The organism is Natrinema zhouii (assembly GCF_013456555.2).
GTDB classification, from domain to species: domain Archaea; phylum Halobacteriota; class Halobacteria; order Halobacteriales; family Natrialbaceae; genus Natrinema; species Natrinema zhouii.
In genome coordinates this window covers 3,464,268-3,480,693 of record NZ_CP059154.1, presented here as the reverse complement: position 1 = coordinate 3,480,693, position 16,426 = coordinate 3,464,268, and the positions used below count along the sequence as shown (strand labels likewise).

Here is a 16,426-nt window from a genome sequence, read left to right as displayed (position 1 = left end):
ATGTCCGACATGGCGTCCGTCCCGCTGCAGGATACCGTCTTGCTTCCCGAGCGGTTGGGGAATCTGACGGGGCTCGACCAGTTCGGGCTCGCCGGCGAACTGCTGGCGACCCTCATCGGGGCGATATTCGTCGGCTCCCTGATGCTCACGATGACCGCCCTCGCTGGTCCGTGGGCGAAGCGGAAGATTACCGCCTCCTTCACGGATCGAATCTCGATCAACCAGATCGGTCCCGCCGGAATCGGGATCATCATCGCCGACGCCGTTCGGATGCTCTCGAAGGAGCTGATCGTTCCCGAGAACGCGGATCGACCGGCGTGGGATCTCGCGCCGATCGTCGTCGTCTCCTCGGCCCTGCTGGGCTTTGCCGTCATTCCGATGGGCAACGGGATCCAACTCGCGGACCCCGAAGTCGGACTCGCGTACGTCTTCGCCGTCTCGGGGATCGCGAGCCTCGGACTGGTGATGGCCGGCTACGCGTCGGCGAACAAATATTCCCTGATCGGGGGGCTCCGGGCGGTGGCACAGAACATCGCCTACGAGATTCCGCTGGTCATCACCGGGATGTCGATCGTAATCTTCGCCGGCACGCTACAGATGGGCGAGATCGTCGCGGCCCAACACGAGACGCTGATATCGGTCGCCGGGATCTCGATTCCATCGTGGTACGCGCTGGTCAACCCGTTCGCGTTCGTTCTCTTCCTCATCGCGAACTTCGCGGAGGTCGGCCGCAACCCCTTCGACACGCCGGAGGCACCGACCGAGATCGTCGCGGGCTACCAGACCGAGTACTCCTCGGTCTACTTCGTCCTGATCTACCTCGGGGAGTTCCTCCACATCTTCCTCGGCGGGGCGATCATCGCGACGATCTTCCTCGGCGGACCGGCCGGGCCGATCCTGCCGGGCATCGTCTGGTTCCTCATCAAGATCTGGGCGGTGTTCTTCCTGACCCAGTGGCTCCGCTCGGCGGTGCCACGCGTCAGAATCGACCAACTGATCGAGATCGGCTGGAAGGGACTGCTCGTCCTTTCGTTTGCCAATCTCGTCCTGACCGCGGTAATCGTGGGGCTGATAGCATGATCGGGATACTCAAATCCATGGCAACGACGATGAAGCACGCACTGGACGGCTCCACCTTCACGGTGGAATACCCGGAGACCGCACCGGACGTCTCGCCACGCTTCCGTGGCGTTCACAAGTTCAGTCAGGAGCGGTGTATCTGGTGTCGCCAGTGCGAGAACGTCTGTCCGAACGACACCATTCAGATCGTGACGAACGATCAGCGACAGGGCGAACAGTACAACCTCCACATCGGGCAGTGCATCTACTGTCGGCTCTGTGAGGAGGTCTGCCCCGTCGACGCCATCCTGCTCACGGAGAACTTCGAGTTCACCGCGGACACGAAACACGATTTCGTTTACAACAAAGAGCAGCTGAAGGCAGTGCCGTGGTACAAGGACATCGACCCGCTCGCCGCACGCGAACCCGACCGGGGCGCGTGGGTCGGCGAGGGTGAGGGAGAGGTCGACTACCAGTAACGGGTCCGCCCGTCCCGTAAACGGGCACTACCAACAAACATGAACTACGAGCTGATCGCGTTCGCGCTGTTCGCCGCCATGACGCTGGCCAGCGCGGTGGGTGTCGTGCTCATGCAGGACCCGTGGCATTCGGCGCTCCTGCTGGGCGTCGCGTTGCTCAGCGTGGCGGTCCACTACGTGATGCTGGCGGCCGAATTCGTCGCCATGATGCAGGTTCTCGTCTACGTGGGCGGGGTCCTCGTCCTCATCACGTTCGCCGTCATGCTGACCCAGCGCGACGACGCCGACGCAGACGCAGACGAGGTGGTACAGGCATGACGACCGGTCCGAAACTTCGACTCGGCAAGACGCTGATTCCGGGACTACTCGCCATCGGGCTGTTCGGCGTGATGGCGCTCATCGCCCTGAACGCGACCTTCGAGCCGATGACCCAGGCCGCAGGAGCCGGTTTCCCCGACGACGTCTCGATCACGGCCGAACTCGGCTACGCGCTGTTCGGCTTCGACTCGCTGCAGGAAATCGGCGGTACGGAACCGTTCCTCGCCGCCGTCTTGCTCGTCGCGATCGCACTCGACGCCGCGCTCGACGCCTCGCTCGTCCTCGCGAAACGCGAGGAGGGCGGCGAACCCGTCGCCGCGCTCTCGAGCACCGGCGCGGCCTCGAGCAGCAGTGGCGGTGCGGAGCCGGCGGTCGCGGATGGCGGTGAGCAGTCCGACAGTGAGACAGCCGATACGGACGGTGAGAATCGATGACCGTCGACGTGCAGTACTACGTGTTGCTGTCGATGGCAGTATTCTGTATCGGTCTCTTCGGGGTGCTAACGCGTCGCAACGCACTGTTGTTCCTGATGTCCGTCGAACTCATGTTGAACGCGGCGAATATCAATTTGATCGCGTTCGCGTTCTATCACGGCAATCTCACGGGGCAGTTGTTCGCGCTCTTTACGATGGCGCTCGCTGCCGCCGAGGTGGCCGTCGGACTCGGGATCATTCTGGTATTGTACCGCAACTTCCGTGACGTCGACGTCACGGTTCCGACGACCATGAGGTGGTAAGATGGCAGGAATAGCAACAGATCCGTTCGGATTCGCACCGGCGATCGCAGTGTTCCCGCTCGTCGCGTTCGTGATCGTGCTGCTCTTCGGGGAGTATCTGCCGAAGAAGGGCGCGTTCGCGGGCATACTCGCGACGGCGGGTTCGCTCGTCGTTTCGATCGTCATGTTCGCGGCCGTCGCTGGCGGCGAAACGTATCACGAGACGATCTACGAGTGGACGGCCGGCGCGGCCGCGAGCGCGACCGGTGCCGAAGAGATCGCCTTCACGTTCGGGATCCTGATCGATCCGCTCTCGGCGCTCATGCTGGTGATCGTTTCGCTCGTCGCACTGCTCGTTCACGTCTTCAGTCTCGGCTATATGAACGCCGAAGGGGAGACCGGGCTCCGACGGTACTACGCCGAACTCGGCCTCTTTACCTTCAGCATGCTGGCCTTCGTCTTCGCGGACAACCTGCTGATGGCGTTCATGTTCTTCGAGCTCGTCGGCCTCTGTTCGTACCTGTTGATCGGGTTCTGGTTCCGCACGGAATCGGCCCCCTCGGCCGCGAAGAAGGCGTTTCTGGTCACCCGCTTCGGTGACTACTTCTTCCTGGTCGGGGTCGTCGCCATCGCGGCGACGTTCGGCACGGTCGGCTTCGCCGGCGAGGAGTCGTTCGTCACCGCCGCCGAGACGGCGATCGATGACGGCGCGACCCTCTTCGGCTTCGACGCCGAGACCTGGGTGACGATTACCGGACTGCTCGTGCTCGGTGGGGTGCTGGGCAAGTCCGCGCAGTTCCCCTTCCACACCTGGCTGCCCGACGCCATGGAAGGGCCCACCACCGTCTCCGCGCTCATTCACGCGGCGACGATGGTCGCGGCCGGGGTCTATCTGGTCGCTCGGATGTTCGGCTACTACGCGCTGAGCCCGACCGCGCTGGCGATCATCGCCTTCGTCGGCGGTTTCACGGCCTTATTCGCCGCGACGATGGCCGTCGTCAAAGACGACATCAAGCAGGTGCTGGCGTACTCGACGATCAGCCAGTACGGCTACATGATGCTCGGACTCGGCGTCGGCGGCTACGTCGCCGGGGTCTTCCACCTCATGAATCACGCCTTCTTCAAGGCGCTGCTGTTCCTCGGTGCCGGTGCCGTCATCATCCTGATGCACCACGAGCAGGACATGTGGAAGATGGGCGGGCTGAAGGACAAAGCACCCGTCGTCTACTACACCTTCCTCGCCGGCGCGCTCGCGCTCGCGGGGATCGTCCCCTTCTCCGGCTTCTGGTCGAAAGACGAGGTGCTGTTCGACGCCCTGGCCGTCGGCCTGGGGGAGCCGGTCATCCTCGCGGCCTACGCGATGGGACTGCTCGCCGTCTTCTTCACCGGGTTCTACACCTTCCGGATGGTCTTCCTGACCTTCCACGGTGAGCCCCGTTCCGAGACGGCCGAGGAGCCCCACGCGGTCGGCTGGCCCGTCAAGGTCCCGCTGCTCGTCCTCGGGACGCTCGCGGCCGTCGTCGGCTTCGCGAACCTCGCACCCGTCGCGAGCCTGCTCGACGTCGATATTACCTACCTCGAGCACTGGCTCGACGGCGAGTACGGCTACGTCGAGGGACTGACCTATCACGCGTACCACGAGACGGTGGCCTTCGAAGAGAGCTACATCGGATCGGAGACCACCACGATGCTGTTGAGCGCAGGACTGTCGCTCGGCCTCGCACTGGCGGGCGCGTTCACCGCGCACACGCTGTATAACGTGCCCGAGCCGGAACGACACACGGCGAAGCTGGGTGGCGTGTACGGCCTCCTGCGGCGCAACTACTACCAGGACGAGTATCAGGTCTGGCTCGCCGAAGGCTTCACGCTGCCGCTGTCTCGAGCGGCCGACCGATTCGACCAGACCGTCATCGACGGGGTCGTCAACGGAACCTCGACGATCAGTCTGTTCGGCAGCGATCGGATGAAACGACTCCAGACGGGTATCGTGACTAACTATGCGGCGCTGTTGGTGGGCGGGTTCATCGGCTTACTACTCGTCCTCGGCTATCTCGGAGGGTGGTTTGCATGATGATCGAAGCGCTAATCGCAGTCGCACTGATCGGCGCGCTGGTGACGTTCGTCGCGCCGAATCGAATCGCTGGCAAACTCGCCTTCGCCATCAGCCTCGTGCCGGCGGCGCTCAGCCTGTGGCTGTTCGCCGCCTTCGACGGCAGCGGGAACGCCCTGCTCGACGGCGAACTGGCGTTCGAATCGCAGGCGGCGTGGCTCGAGATCGGCGGGCGGTCGATCTCGTGGTTCGTCGGCGTCGACGGCATCAGCATGCCGCTGGTGGTCCTGACGACGATCCTCTGTACGCTGGCGATCGTGAGTTCGTGGACGCCGATCGACGAGCGCGAGTCCCAGTTCTACGGGCTCATCCTCTTCATCGAGGCGAACCTGATCGGCGTCTTCACCGCGCTCGACTTCTTCCTCTGGTTCGTCTTCTGGGAGGCGGTCCTGATCCCGATGTACCTGCTGATCGGGATCTGGGGCGGCCCGCGCCGGAAGTACGCCGCGATCAAGTTCTTCGTCTACACGAACGTGGCGTCGCTGGTGATGTTCGGCGCCTTCATCGCGCTCGTCTTCGGACTCGGTGACTCGGTCACCTCCTTCGCGCTGCCCGAGATCGCGACGGCGATGCTCGAGGGCGGCCCCGAAGGGCTCTTCGGCCTCGGCGGGACGGCGCTTGCCTCGGTCGTCTTCATCGCGATGTTCCTCGGTTTCGCGGTGAAGGTGCCGATCGTGCCGTTCCACACGTGGCTGCCCGACGCCCACGTGGAGGCGCCGACGCCGGCTTCGATACTGCTGGCCGGCGTTCTCCTGAAGATGGGGACCTACGCTCTGCTCCGATTCAACTTCACGATGTTTCCGGAGCAGGTCGAGGCCTACGCGGTGCCGATCGCCGCGATCGCCGTCATCAGCGTCATCTACGGCGCGATGTTGGCCCTCGCCCAGACCGACCTCAAACGGATCGTCGCCTACTCGTCCGTCTCGTCGATGGGCTACGTCATCCTCGGACTGGTCGCGTACACTCAGTTCGGGGTCGGCGGGGCGACGTTCCAGATGATCTCCCACGGCCTGATCTCGGGGCTGATGTTCATGGCCGTCGGCGTCATCTACAACGCGACCCACACCCGGATGGTCACCGACATGTCCGGGATGGCGGATCGGATGCCGATCGCGGTCGGGATCCTCATCGCCGGTGCCTTCGGCTACATGGGGCTGCCGCTGATGAGCGGCTTCGCCGCGGAGTACTTCATCTTCTTCGGCTCCTTCGGCTCCGAACTGCTCGAGTACTCGGCGCTGTTCACGTCGCTGGCGATGTTCGGCATCGTCATCGTCGCGGGCTACCTGCTCTTCGCGCTCCAGCGGACGGTGTTCGGCCCGTATCGACTCGAAACCGACTACGAGGTCGGCCGCGCACCGGTCCACGACGTCGCGTCGATGGTCGTCCTGCTGGGACTCATCATCGCTCTTGGTGTCGCTCCCGACCTGATCTTCGACATGATAACCGACGCAATCGATCCGATCGTCCAGGGAGGTGATCTCTGATGGCGGTCCTCGAACTTCCCGAGTGGGCGGCACTCGCACCGGCACTGATCCTGGCGGGGACGGCGCTCGTCCTGTTCCTGCTCGACAGCATCAACCCGCGCTCGACGAACCGTGCGCTGCTCGCCGGCACCGCTGTCGCCGGTTCGCTGTCGTCGCTGGCCGTCGCCGTCTGGTTCACCGTCGCCGGCGTCGGCGCGACCGGAATCGAGAACTTCGGCGCTATCGACATCATGGACGGCCAGTTCGTCGTCGATCAACTGGCCCTGTACTTCATGATCATCATCGCGGTCGTCACCGCGCTCGTCACGCTGGCGAGCTACGACTATCTGCGCGATCACACCTATCAGGCCGAGTACTACTCACTGGTCATCCTCGCGGCGACCGGGATGTCGATGATGGCCGCGTCGAACAGTCTCGTCACGATCTTCATCGCGCTCGAGCTGACGAGCCTGCCGTCGTACGCGCTCGTCGCGATCCTCAAGGACAATCGCGGGAGCGTCGAAGCGGGACTGAAGTACTTCCTCCTCGGGGCGCTCTCGTCGGCGATCTTCGTCTACGGCGTCTCGCTGGTCTACGGCGCGACCGGCTCGCTGCAACTCGAGGCGATCGCCGACGGACTCGGCAACGCCGGAGAGATGGGCGGCCTGCTCGGACTGGGCATCCTGATGTTGATCGGTGGGATCGCGTTCAAGACGGCGAGCGTGCCGTTCCACTTCTGGGCTCCCGAGGCCTACGAGGGCGCGCCCGCGCCGATTTCCGCGTTCCTCTCGTCGGCCTCGAAGGCTGCCGGCTTCGTGCTCGCCTTCCGCGTGTTCACGACGGCGTTCCCGCTCGAGGCGACGACCGCCGTCATCGGCGTCGACTGGACGTGGGCGTTCGTCATCCTCGCGGTCGTCACGATGACGGTCGGCAACTTCGCGGCGGCGACTCAGGAGAACGTCAAGCGGATGCTCGCATACTCCTCGATCGGCCACGCCGGCTACGTGCTGATCGGGCTGGCGGCCCTCTCGACTGACGCCGGCGAGGTCGTCATGGGAGCGGCCATGATGCACCTGCTGGTCTACGGCTTCATGAACACGGGCGCGTTCCTGTTCGTCGGGCTGGCGGAGTACTGGGGCGTCGGCCGCACCTTTGAGGACTACAACGGCCTTGCGAAGCAGGCTCCCTTCGCCTGTGCCGCGATGGCGGTCTTCATGTTCAGCCTCGCAGGCATCCCGCTCTTCGGCGGCTTCTGGAGCAAGTATCTCCTGTACACCGCGACGATCGAGGCCGCCGCGGACAACACGGCGCTGCTCGTCGTCGCCGCAGCGCTCGTGATCAACAGCGCGCTCTCGCTGTACTACTACTCGCGGCTGGTCAAGGCGCTCTGGATCGAGGATCCGGTCGTCGATCGGGATCGACTCGCCCAGCCGACGGGGCTCTACGCGGCGATCATCGCCGCCGCAGTGATCACGGTCCTCATCCTGCCAGCGTTCAGCCCGATCGCCGACGCCGCAAGCGAGGCGGCGGCTGCGATCATCGCGTAGTCGCCCGGCGGGAGACCCGGTAGCTTTTACCCGCCGGGGTTGCAAGCCGCGATAAATGGTTTTCCGGCTCGTTCTCGGCTGCGGAACTGTCTGCCGTAAGGTGACCGAACGGGTTGCCGAGCGCGCCGGTCGGGTGCTCGTCATCACCGACGACGAGAGCGTCGTCGAGACGCTGCGTGACGAGAGCGTGCCGGCACGGAGCGCGGACCCGGCCGACCCCGATACCATCGCGAACATCGATACCCCGTCCGTGATCTTCGTCGCCAGCGATCGCACCGACGTCAACCGGGCCGCACTCGAGGCCGCGCGCAGTCGGTTTCCGGACGCCGTGATCGTGGCCTATCTGGGCGGCAACGCGGTGGCCGCCGACCGCGACCGGTTCGCGGAACTTGCGGATCGAATCATCGACCCGACGGCGGCGATAGCCGATCAGGCAATCGACGAGACGGCGAGTCCGTCCGCCGAAGCGGCGATCGAACTCCGGGACCGTCTCGCGGCGATCGACGGTCGGCTAGCGGTCGTGGCCCACGACAATCCCGATCCGGATGCAATCGCGAGCGCGGTCGCGCTCGTCGACATCGCCGAGTCCGTCGGCGTCACCGCCGACGCCTGCTACTTCGGCGACATCTCCCACCAGGAAAATCGGGCGATGGTCAACCTGCTCGAGTTGGAGCTGCGGAATATGGCACCCGCCGACTCGCTCGCGGAGTATTCGGCGTTCGCGCTGGTCGATCACTCGCGGCCGGGCGTCAACGATCAGCTGCCGACGGATCTCCACGTCGACATCGTCATCGACCACCATCCGCCTCGCGGGCCGGTTCCCGGCGAGTTCGTCGACCTCCGACAGGGTGCGGGCGCGACCAGCACTGTGCTCACCGAGTACCTCGATCGCTTCGATTTCGCCATCGATCCCTCGACGGCGACGGCGCTGTTGTACGGCATTCGAGTCGATACGAACGACTTCACGAGGGGCGTCTCGCCCGCCGACTTTCGGGCCGCGTCCATTCTCTCGCCGTCCGTCGACACGTCGATTCTGCGCCAGATCGAACAGCCATCGCTCGAGGGCGAGACCCTCGAGACGATCGCGCGGGCGATCAAGAACCGCGTCCAGCGCGATTCGGTGGCCGTCGCAAGCGTCGGGCGGATCGGCGACCGGGACGCGTTACCCCAGGCGGCCGATCAATTGCTCGCGATGGAGGGGATCGAGACGACGCTCGTCTTCGGATTCGACGACGAGATGGTGTTCCTCTCGGCTCGCTCGCGGGCTACCGACATCGATCTCGGCGAGACGCTCCGGGACGGGTTCGATCGGATCGGCAGCGCCGGCGGTCACGCCGACATGGCCGGCGCGCAACTCGAGCTCGGGATCCTGGGAAGCGCCGACGACGAGGTGGAGGTCGAATCGATCGTCAGCGTCGTCGAGGAGGTGATCATGAACCGGTTCTTCGAGGCGATCGAGACGCGGCCCGGGGTTCCGGTCGGTGCCTACACGCAGACCAGCGAGTGGCTGTTCACGCAGCGCGACGACCCGGAAGACGGCGAGTCGGCGTAGCAGCGGAGAGGGACGGGCACGGACGGCGGCATCAGTAACAGTACTTTTGCGCGCGGCTCCCGTGGTCTCGTCTATGGACGTCGTGTCGGACCGGACGAAACCCCGGGTCAAGGATTACATGACGCGCGACGTGGCGACGGTGTCACCGGACGAGACCGTCGGCGAGGTCGCGACGCGGATCGCCGAGAGCGAGGAACACAGCGGGTTTCCTGTCTGCGAGCGACGCCGCGTCGAGGGCTTCGTCAGCGCTCGTGACCTGTTGCTCGCCGGGGACGACGATCCGATTTTCAAGATCATGGCGACCGATCTGCTGGTCGCCCATCCCGACATGAAGGTGACCGACGCCGCCCGGGTCATCCTCCGATCGGGAATCCAGAAGCTCCCCGTCGTCGACGACGCCGGTAATCTCGTGGGGATCATCTCGAACGCGGACGTCATCCGCAGTCAGATCGAGCGCGCGACTCCCGAGAAAGTCGGCAAGCTGATGCGAACCCTCGAGCAGATCCACGAGATCGATCTGACGGAGGAGCGCCGGACCGTTCCGCTCGCGGAGCTGACGCCCACGCAGGGACGGGTCTACGCCGACGAACTCGAGGGGCGGCGCTACGAACTCGAGCGCGGACTGGCCGAACCGCTGGTGGTCATCGACAACGGGGGTACCCTGTTACTAGCCGACGGACACCACCGCGTGCTCGCGGCCGATCGGTTGGACATCGACGAGATGGACGCCTACGTCATCGTCATCGACCACGAAATCGATCTCGGGATGGCGCGCACGGCCGAAAAGGAAGCACTCGAGCGAATCGACGACATCGACGTCGTCGACTACGCGCGACATCCGTTAGTCCAGACGACGAAGCGACTCCAGTCCGACGGCGGTGACGGCGAGAGCGCGGAGTAACGCCGAAATCGCCCGACACTCGCGACGGTGGCTTCCGTTCGTCCCGAACTTTCATTGGGTCTCCGGCAAATATTACGACCATGTACGACGACGAGGAGCTCGAGGAAATTCGCGAGGAAGGCCGGCGGTGGGAAACCGAGTCACTCGAGCCGGCGCTCGAGGGCCACGGTGAGCGCAAGGACCGGTTCGCGACCGTGTCGAACCACGAGGTCGATCGCCTCTATACTCCCGACGACGTTGCGGATCTGGACTACCTCGAGGATCTCGGCTTTCCGGGCGAGGAACCCTACACCCGCGGCCCGTACCCGACGATGTACCGCGGGCGGACGTGGACGATGCGTCAGTTCGCCGGCTTCGGGACCGCCGAGGAGACCAACGAACGCTTTCACTACCTGATCGACGAGGGCCAGACCGGCCTCTCGGTCGCGTTCGACATGCCGTCGCTGATGGGGCTCGATTCGGACGATCCCATGAGCGAGGGCGAGATCGGCAGGGAGGGCGTCGCGGTCGACACGTTGCGGGACGTGGAGATTCTCTTCGACGGGATCGACCTCGCGGAAATCTCGACCTCCTTTACGATCAATCCCTCCGCGCCGGTGATCTACGCGATGTACGTCGCGCTGGCCGACCAGCGAGGCGTTCCCCGCGAGCGACTTCGCGGGACCCTCCAGAACGACATGTTCAAGGAGTTCATCGCCCAGAAGGAGTGGGTGATCCCGCCCGAGCCGTCGCTCGACCTCGTGACGGACGTCCTCGAGTTCAGCACGCGGGAGACGCCGAAGTTCCACCCGATTTCGGTTTCGGGCTATCACATCCGCGAGGCCGGCTCGACCGCCGTCCAGGAGCTGGCCTTCACCCTCGCGGACGGCTTCGGCTACGCCGAGGACGCGATGGATCGAGGCCTCGACGTCGACGAGTTCGCGCCCCGCCTCTCGTTTTTCTTCAACTGCCACAACTCCTTCTTCGAGGAGATCGCGAAGTTCCGGGCGGCCCGGCGGATCTACGCGCGCGTGATGGACGAGTGGTACGACGCCGAGACGGACGAGTCCAAGCGGCTCAAGTTCCACACCCAGACCGCGGGCCAGTCGCTGACGGCCCAGCAGCCACTGAACAACGTCGCCCGGGTGACGATCCAGGCGTTAGCCGGCGTCCTCGGGGGCACGCAGTCGCTGCACACCAACAGCTTCGACGAGGCGCTCGCGCTGCCGGGCGAGGAGGCGGTCCGCGTCGCGCTGCGAACCCAGCAGATCATCGCCGAGGAGTCCGGCGCGGCCGACATCGTCGATCCGATGGGCGGTAGTTTCGCCGTCGAGACGCTCACGAACGAGATCGAAGCGCGTGCGATGCGCTACATCGAGGAGATCCGCGACATGGGAGACGGCTCGGTCCGCGACGGCATCCTGACGGGGATCGAAGACGGTTACTTCCTCCGAGAGATCCAGGACGCCTCCTACGAGTACCAAGAGCGCGTCGAGCGCGGCGAAGAGGTCGTCGTCGGCGTCAACAAGTATACTCTCGAGGAGGACACCAGTCCCGACATCCTCCAGATCGACGAAACCACGGCCGAACGCCAGCTCGGCCGCCTCGAGGACGTAAAGTCAGATCGAGACGACGCGGCGGTCGCGGACGCGCTCGAGGCGCTGCGCGATGCCAGCGAGCGCGGCGAGAACGCGATGCCGTACATCGTCGACGCGGTGAAGGCCTACGCGACGATGGGCGAGATCATGGGCGTCTTCGAGGCGCAACACGGCGCGTACAGCGAGAGCCTCGGGCTGGCCTGACGGTGGTCGGTTACCGTTCGACTGCATCCTCATCGAACCGAGAGAGAACGACGATCGCGACCCAGAGCGACGCCAGCAGCGCGCTCGTGGCGACGGCGCCGTAGACGGCGAGCGAGACGGGTGAGACGGGGATCGCGACCGAGAGGACGGCGATCTCCTCGAGGCCGGTCCGGGCGGGCAGGGTCGCGCCGAGTAAGGCGCCGAAGGCGGCGCTCGCGGTGACGAGCGCAAGGCCGAGACCGGCCACGGCACTCCGGCCCGTCATCCGGGAATCGTCGATCACGAGTCTCCATAGATCGCCCCGGATGGAGGATCTTGCGCTGACTCCGTCGGGGTGGCGGGACAGAAATCGTGCGGACGACGGATCCACCACTCTGAAGCCGAGCTATCGACCCAGCTCGTTATATAAAATATTTCTATTCGAATACAAAGTACTATTTACGAATTATTTATAAATTAGGTGGCATGAGCAGAAACGGAAGCGAGGATGGGAGCGACGAAGCGAGCAACGATGATCGCAGCCAATTCAGCAGACGTGACTGGATGAAGATCGGTGCGACGGGTATCGGGACCTCCATGCTGGGTCTCACCAACGGCGCCACTCCGACAGCAGCGGCGACCAGTAGCGACACTGACGGATCCGGAAACTACTACGACCTCACCAACGAGGTCCCCGACGAAGCCTGGGACCTCTGGCAGTCCAAACCAGACATGCTCGAGGACCAGGAGTTTCGCGACGGACGATCGTTCGATGTGTTCGACGCCTCGGAGTACGACGCTCGGAACGGCGACCTTTCCGAACGAATCATCGAAGCATCCCAGAACGGCGCTATCGTCGACCTCGGTAGTGGCACCTACGAAATGGAATCGGCGGTCAGAAGCGGGGATATCGGTGATATAGTCGGGATCGTGGGTGACGGTGCTCGTATCCACTACGTCGGGACGGACCTCGAAGTCCTGTTCCAGATCAGTCCCGATTATCTGGTCATGGAGGACGTCACGTTCGACATTACCGAGGACGCGGGCAACAACAGCACCGACGTTTCGATCATTCGATCCTATGGGATCGGAAACGAAGCCTGGTGCGAGGATGTCACGCTCGAGGGCTCTCGCCACCGGCAACAGGATCTAAACGGTGACGGTACCCTGACAACTGTCGGTGCCCGGTCCACGTTCTTGATCCAGATGGCCGCAGGCGCGACTGGGTTCATGCACAGGTGTAAATTCCCCGACGGAGGGACGGATATGACTGGGCACCCCGACGGAGATACGCATCTTCACGCCTACGGTCCCAACGCGGACCCGTCGCACGAGGGGCTCAACGTCTGGAAAGATTGCGTCGCTAAAAACTTCGAGGCGAACGCCTTCTACGTGCTGTCGAGGACCGAACCCGGAAAGAACATCCTCTGGAATTGCACGGCCCGAGATAATGCACGTGGGAACATGCGGATCTCTCACCACGATCGGATCATTGGCGGGACTACCGAAGTTTCCGGCAGAACCAGTGGTCAGCTCGGTACGCCGTTCGCGTCCGGCTATGGGGGGGACATGGAGGTGGTCGGTCTCGAGATGATCGCCGATGGAGACCACTGGGGTGCCGATCTCCTACAACTTCGGAATAATGCCCAGGACATCCATTTCAGAAAATGCGTTATTCACGTCAAAGGAGGATCGGGTCGTCCGATCCGGGTTGACAGTAGCGAACACGTGAATGCGACGTTCGAGGACATGTACATCTACGACGAAGGAACGAATGACCACACGTTCTATATTGGAAAAGAGTTTCTTAAGTGGCACAATCCTGGTACCGCCCTCCTCGAGAACGACGTTCGCGTCGAGAGCGACAATGGAGCGGAATTTTTCATCGATAGGATCACGCCTGAGGGTGAATGGCCGGAACTGCACCATAATGGAAACACGTATAGAGATACGGTAGTTTCGGCTTCGGAGTTAGGACTCGAAAGCCCGTTAGACGGAAACGGCGACCTCCCCGAATTCTATTTCGGTTACGAAGACGGAACCGGGGGAGCTGACGGAGGCGACAGCATCATCGACGACTTCGAGCGGGAGGAACTGACCGAGTATTCGTTCGACGACGAGGCGAGCCTGTCGGATGCAGCGGCGCGTAACGGAATGCACGGACTGGATCTGGACGGCAACAGCAATACCTCGGGTACCGTCCGCTCCGACTCCGGACTGGGAACCTACCCCGGTCCCGACGACATCTGGGAGTTCTGGTGGAACCCGCAGACGGCGAACCAGAACTTCAATGTCAACTTCGCCCTCCAGTCCGGCGACCTGACCGAGGGATTCCGCGTCAACGTCAATCTCGACGACTCGAATCAACTGATCTCGTTCCAGGAACGCGGCTCGAGCGGCGACACCTACATCGGACAGACCGACCTCGAGATCGAGACGGGCACCTGGTACCGGACGATCGTCGACGGCTCCCGCTCCGACGGCTGGTCCATCCACGTCGATACCGGTGCGGGGTCGTCGGTCGTCGGCGAGTTCACCACGGACGCCACGCAGTACACGCACTACGAGCGGTCCGGAATCGCCTACTGGATCAGTGGCGCAGATCGGGTGTACCTCGACGATATCGCGGTTCGTAACGAAAACCCACTGCGCGACGAGGAACCGCCCGGAACGGTCGTCGACGACTTCGAAAGCGGCGATTTGAACGATTATTCGGTTACAGGCATCGATGGGGCGGCCGCATCGGACGACGCACGGTTCAGGGGGAGCTACGGCCTGGAGCTAAACGGCGCTACTGGCGGCTCCGGTACCGTCCGGTCTGACACCGGATTGGACGCGTACCCCGGACAGAACGACAGGTGGGAGTTCTGGTGGAATCCCCAGACGGAGAGCGAATTCTTCAGAGTCACCTTCGCCATCCAGTCCGACGACCGATCGGAAGCGTTCAACCTCGTCACGAGTCTCGAGCGTTCGAATCAGTTCGTCCAGTTGGAGGAACGGGGGCCGAACGGAGACGAGTACCTCGGTCACGCCGACCTCGACCTCTCGACCGATACGTGGTACCGGACGGTCGTCGACGGAACTGACTCCGATACGTGGACAATCTCAGTCGATACCGGTGAGGATACCACGACGATCGGCGAGTTCACGTCGGATCCGACACGGTACACGTGGTACGATCGGTCGGGGATCGCCTACTGGATCAGCGGTTCGGATCACGTCTACCTCGATGACGTGACGATCCGCGAGAGAGGAGCGGACGCAGACGGTGTTCCGGGGACCGTCGTCGACGACTTCGAGAGCGGTGAGTTGGAGGATTACGCCGTTTCGGATATGACCGAGGCGGCGACTTCGGATGCCGCATCGTTCCGAGGGGACTACGGACTCGAACTGGACGGATCCAGCGGTACCTCGGGGAACGTCCGATCGGATACCGGACTGAATGCGTATCCCGGACAGAACGACAACTGGGAGTTCTGGTGGAATACACGGACCGAGAGCGAACACGTCAGCGTCTACTTCGCGATCCAGTCCGACGACCTGTCGGAGACGTTCCGCCTTTCGGTCGGACTCGACAGTTCGGATCAATTCGTCGAACTCGAGGAACGAGGGGCAACCGGCGACAACTACCTCGGCCACGCCGACCTCGACCTCTCGACCGACACGTGGTACCGGACGGTCATCGACGGGACTGATGGCGACCGGTGGACGGTATCCGTCGACACCGGTGAGGGGACTCCAACGGTCGGCGAATTCACGTCGGACCCGACGCAGTACACGTGGTACGATCGATCGGGGATCGCCTACTGGATCAGCGGTTCGGATCGCGTCTTCTTCGACGATGTGACGATCCGAACGATGGGAGAGCCAAGCGACGAAGCGACGGATCTCGTCGTCGACGACTTCGATGACGCCGATCTCGAGGAGTGGTCAATTCCGTCACAGAGCGGCACGGTCGAGACCGTTACGGACAGCTACGACGGATCCGCTGCGTTGCGGTGTTACGACGACGATCACACACGCGCGTTCGCGAACGATGAAGGATCGCCGTCGCTCGAGTACGTTCCGCAACCGGGCGACAAGTGGGAGTTCTACATCAAAATAGACAACGCGCATCTAGCTCGGTTCTACTTCGGCCGACAGGGTCCCGAAGACGATGCCGGCCAGTACGAGATCCAACTCAATCGCAATGACGGAACCGACGGGTTCAGAATTAAAATCGACGACGGGAACTCGAGCACGACCGTCGGAACGGGTGCGTACGGAGACATCTACGAGACCGGGACGTGGTATCGCGTGCGCCACTGGTGGGACCGTTCCGAGAAAGAGAGTTCCCACGTGTGTGAACTCTACGACGTATCTGCGGAGTCGGTCGTCGCGACCGTCTCGGGGAACGACGAGACGTGGGAGAGCGGCGGGATCGGCGTCTGGGCGAACGGTAACACTGGCATCACGGTCGACCAGATTCGAATTCTCGATCGGGACCCCTAGGGGTACACCACGCGTCCCTCACCGACATGGT

13 protein-coding genes are annotated in these 16,426 nt (G+C 63.5%); 12 read left to right on the top strand and 1 reads right to left on the bottom strand.

The window, feature by feature from the left end; all coding sequences use genetic code 11:
- The 11 genes from HYG81_RS36055 (at position 1) to HYG81_RS36005 (ending at position 11,925) form a co-directional block, all read left to right on the top strand.
- Complete coding sequence (locus HYG81_RS36055; RefSeq protein ID WP_180840972.1) at positions 1–1,080, top strand: complex I subunit 1/NuoH family protein; 1,080 nt, start codon at positions 1–3, stop codon at positions 1,078–1,080.
- Positions 1,077–1,538 carry a NuoI/complex I 23 kDa subunit family protein gene (locus tag HYG81_RS36050; RefSeq protein ID WP_180840971.1) on the top strand — a complete coding sequence of 154 codons (462 nt, stop codon included), beginning with the start codon at positions 1,077–1,079 and terminating at the stop codon, positions 1,536–1,538. The genes HYG81_RS36055 and HYG81_RS36050 overlap by 4 nt, the downstream gene beginning before the upstream one ends.
- Before the next feature lie 39 nt (positions 1,539–1,577).
- Positions 1,578–1,856, top strand: coding sequence for an NADH-quinone oxidoreductase subunit J (locus tag HYG81_RS36045; protein WP_180840970.1), 279 nt, complete (start codon positions 1,578–1,580; stop codon positions 1,854–1,856).
- A complete protein-coding gene (locus HYG81_RS36040; RefSeq protein ID WP_180840969.1) occupies positions 1,853–2,290 on the top strand; it encodes a hypothetical protein in 438 nt (145 codons plus the stop codon). Before HYG81_RS36045 ends, HYG81_RS36040 begins: the two co-directional genes overlap by 4 nt.
- A complete protein-coding gene (nuoK, locus tag HYG81_RS36035; RefSeq protein ID WP_006181260.1) occupies positions 2,287–2,592 on the top strand; it encodes an NADH-quinone oxidoreductase subunit NuoK in 306 nt (101 codons plus the stop codon). The genes HYG81_RS36040 and nuoK overlap by 4 nt, the downstream gene beginning before the upstream one ends.
- A gap of 1 nt (position 2,593) precedes the next feature.
- Positions 2,594–4,642 (top strand): NADH-quinone oxidoreductase subunit L, encoded by a 2,049-nt coding sequence (gene nuoL / locus HYG81_RS36030; RefSeq protein ID WP_180840968.1) that lies wholly within the window; start codon positions 2,594–2,596, stop codon positions 4,640–4,642.
- The gene (locus HYG81_RS36025; RefSeq protein ID WP_180840967.1) at positions 4,639–6,165 is read left to right on the top strand and encodes a complex I subunit 4 family protein; all 1,527 of its coding nucleotides are present in this window, start codon (positions 4,639–4,641) and stop codon (positions 6,163–6,165) included. Before nuoL ends, HYG81_RS36025 begins: the two co-directional genes overlap by 4 nt.
- Positions 6,165–7,691: an NADH-quinone oxidoreductase subunit N gene (locus HYG81_RS36020; protein WP_180840966.1), complete on the top strand. Its 1,527-nt coding sequence runs from the start codon at positions 6,165–6,167 to the stop codon at positions 7,689–7,691. The genes HYG81_RS36025 and HYG81_RS36020 overlap by 1 nt, the downstream gene beginning before the upstream one ends.
- Positions 7,692–7,746: 55 nt before the next feature.
- Positions 7,747–9,243, top strand: coding sequence for a DHH family phosphoesterase (locus HYG81_RS36015; RefSeq protein ID WP_180840965.1), 1,497 nt, complete (start codon positions 7,747–7,749; stop codon positions 9,241–9,243).
- Between the two features lie 73 nt (positions 9,244–9,316).
- Complete coding sequence (locus tag HYG81_RS36010) at positions 9,317–10,144, top strand: CBS domain-containing protein (RefSeq protein ID WP_180840964.1); 828 nt, start codon at positions 9,317–9,319, stop codon at positions 10,142–10,144.
- A gap of 80 nt (positions 10,145–10,224) precedes the next feature.
- A complete protein-coding gene (locus HYG81_RS36005; RefSeq protein WP_180840963.1) occupies positions 10,225–11,925 on the top strand; it encodes an acyl-CoA mutase large subunit family protein in 1,701 nt (566 codons plus the stop codon).
- Between the two features lie 10 nt (positions 11,926–11,935).
- Here HYG81_RS36005 and HYG81_RS36000 read toward each other — a convergent pair whose 3' ends face one another.
- Entirely contained in the window at positions 11,936–12,208 is a 273-nt protein-coding gene (locus HYG81_RS36000) for a DUF7520 family protein (protein ID WP_180840962.1), read from the bottom strand.
- Between the two features lie 182 nt (positions 12,209–12,390).
- On the opposite strand from HYG81_RS36000, the gene HYG81_RS35995 reads away from it, so the two are divergent.
- Positions 12,391–16,395: a hypothetical protein gene (locus tag HYG81_RS35995; RefSeq protein WP_180840961.1), complete on the top strand. Its 4,005-nt coding sequence runs from the start codon at positions 12,391–12,393 to the stop codon at positions 16,393–16,395.
- Positions 16,396–16,426 lie beyond the last annotated feature (31 nt).

What these genes read in the sequence shown, in the direction of transcription:
- HYG81_RS36055 (WP_180840972.1), top strand. Translation starts at nt 1, where the DNA reads ATGTCCGACATGGCGTCCGTCCCGCTGCAGGATACCGTCTTGCTTCCC.
- HYG81_RS36050 (WP_180840971.1), top strand. Translation starts at nt 1,077, where the DNA reads ATGATCGGGATACTCAAATCCATGGCAACGACGATGAAGCACGCACTG.
- HYG81_RS36045 (WP_180840970.1), top strand. Translation starts at nt 1,578, where the DNA reads ATGAACTACGAGCTGATCGCGTTCGCGCTGTTCGCCGCCATGACGCTG.
- HYG81_RS36040 (WP_180840969.1), top strand. Translation starts at nt 1,853, where the DNA reads ATGACGACCGGTCCGAAACTTCGACTCGGCAAGACGCTGATTCCGGGA.
- nuoK (WP_006181260.1), top strand. Translation starts at nt 2,287, where the DNA reads ATGACCGTCGACGTGCAGTACTACGTGTTGCTGTCGATGGCAGTATTC.
- nuoL (WP_180840968.1), top strand. Translation starts at nt 2,594, where the DNA reads ATGGCAGGAATAGCAACAGATCCGTTCGGATTCGCACCGGCGATCGCA.
- HYG81_RS36025 (WP_180840967.1), top strand. Translation starts at nt 4,639, where the DNA reads ATGATGATCGAAGCGCTAATCGCAGTCGCACTGATCGGCGCGCTGGTG.
- HYG81_RS36020 (WP_180840966.1), top strand. Translation starts at nt 6,165, where the DNA reads ATGGCGGTCCTCGAACTTCCCGAGTGGGCGGCACTCGCACCGGCACTG.
- HYG81_RS36015 (WP_180840965.1), top strand. Translation starts at nt 7,747, where the DNA reads ATGGTTTTCCGGCTCGTTCTCGGCTGCGGAACTGTCTGCCGTAAGGTG.
- HYG81_RS36010 (WP_180840964.1), top strand. Translation starts at nt 9,317, where the DNA reads ATGGACGTCGTGTCGGACCGGACGAAACCCCGGGTCAAGGATTACATG.
- HYG81_RS36005 (WP_180840963.1), top strand. Translation starts at nt 10,225, where the DNA reads ATGTACGACGACGAGGAGCTCGAGGAAATTCGCGAGGAAGGCCGGCGG.
- HYG81_RS35995 (WP_180840961.1), top strand. Translation starts at nt 12,391, where the DNA reads ATGAGCAGAAACGGAAGCGAGGATGGGAGCGACGAAGCGAGCAACGAT.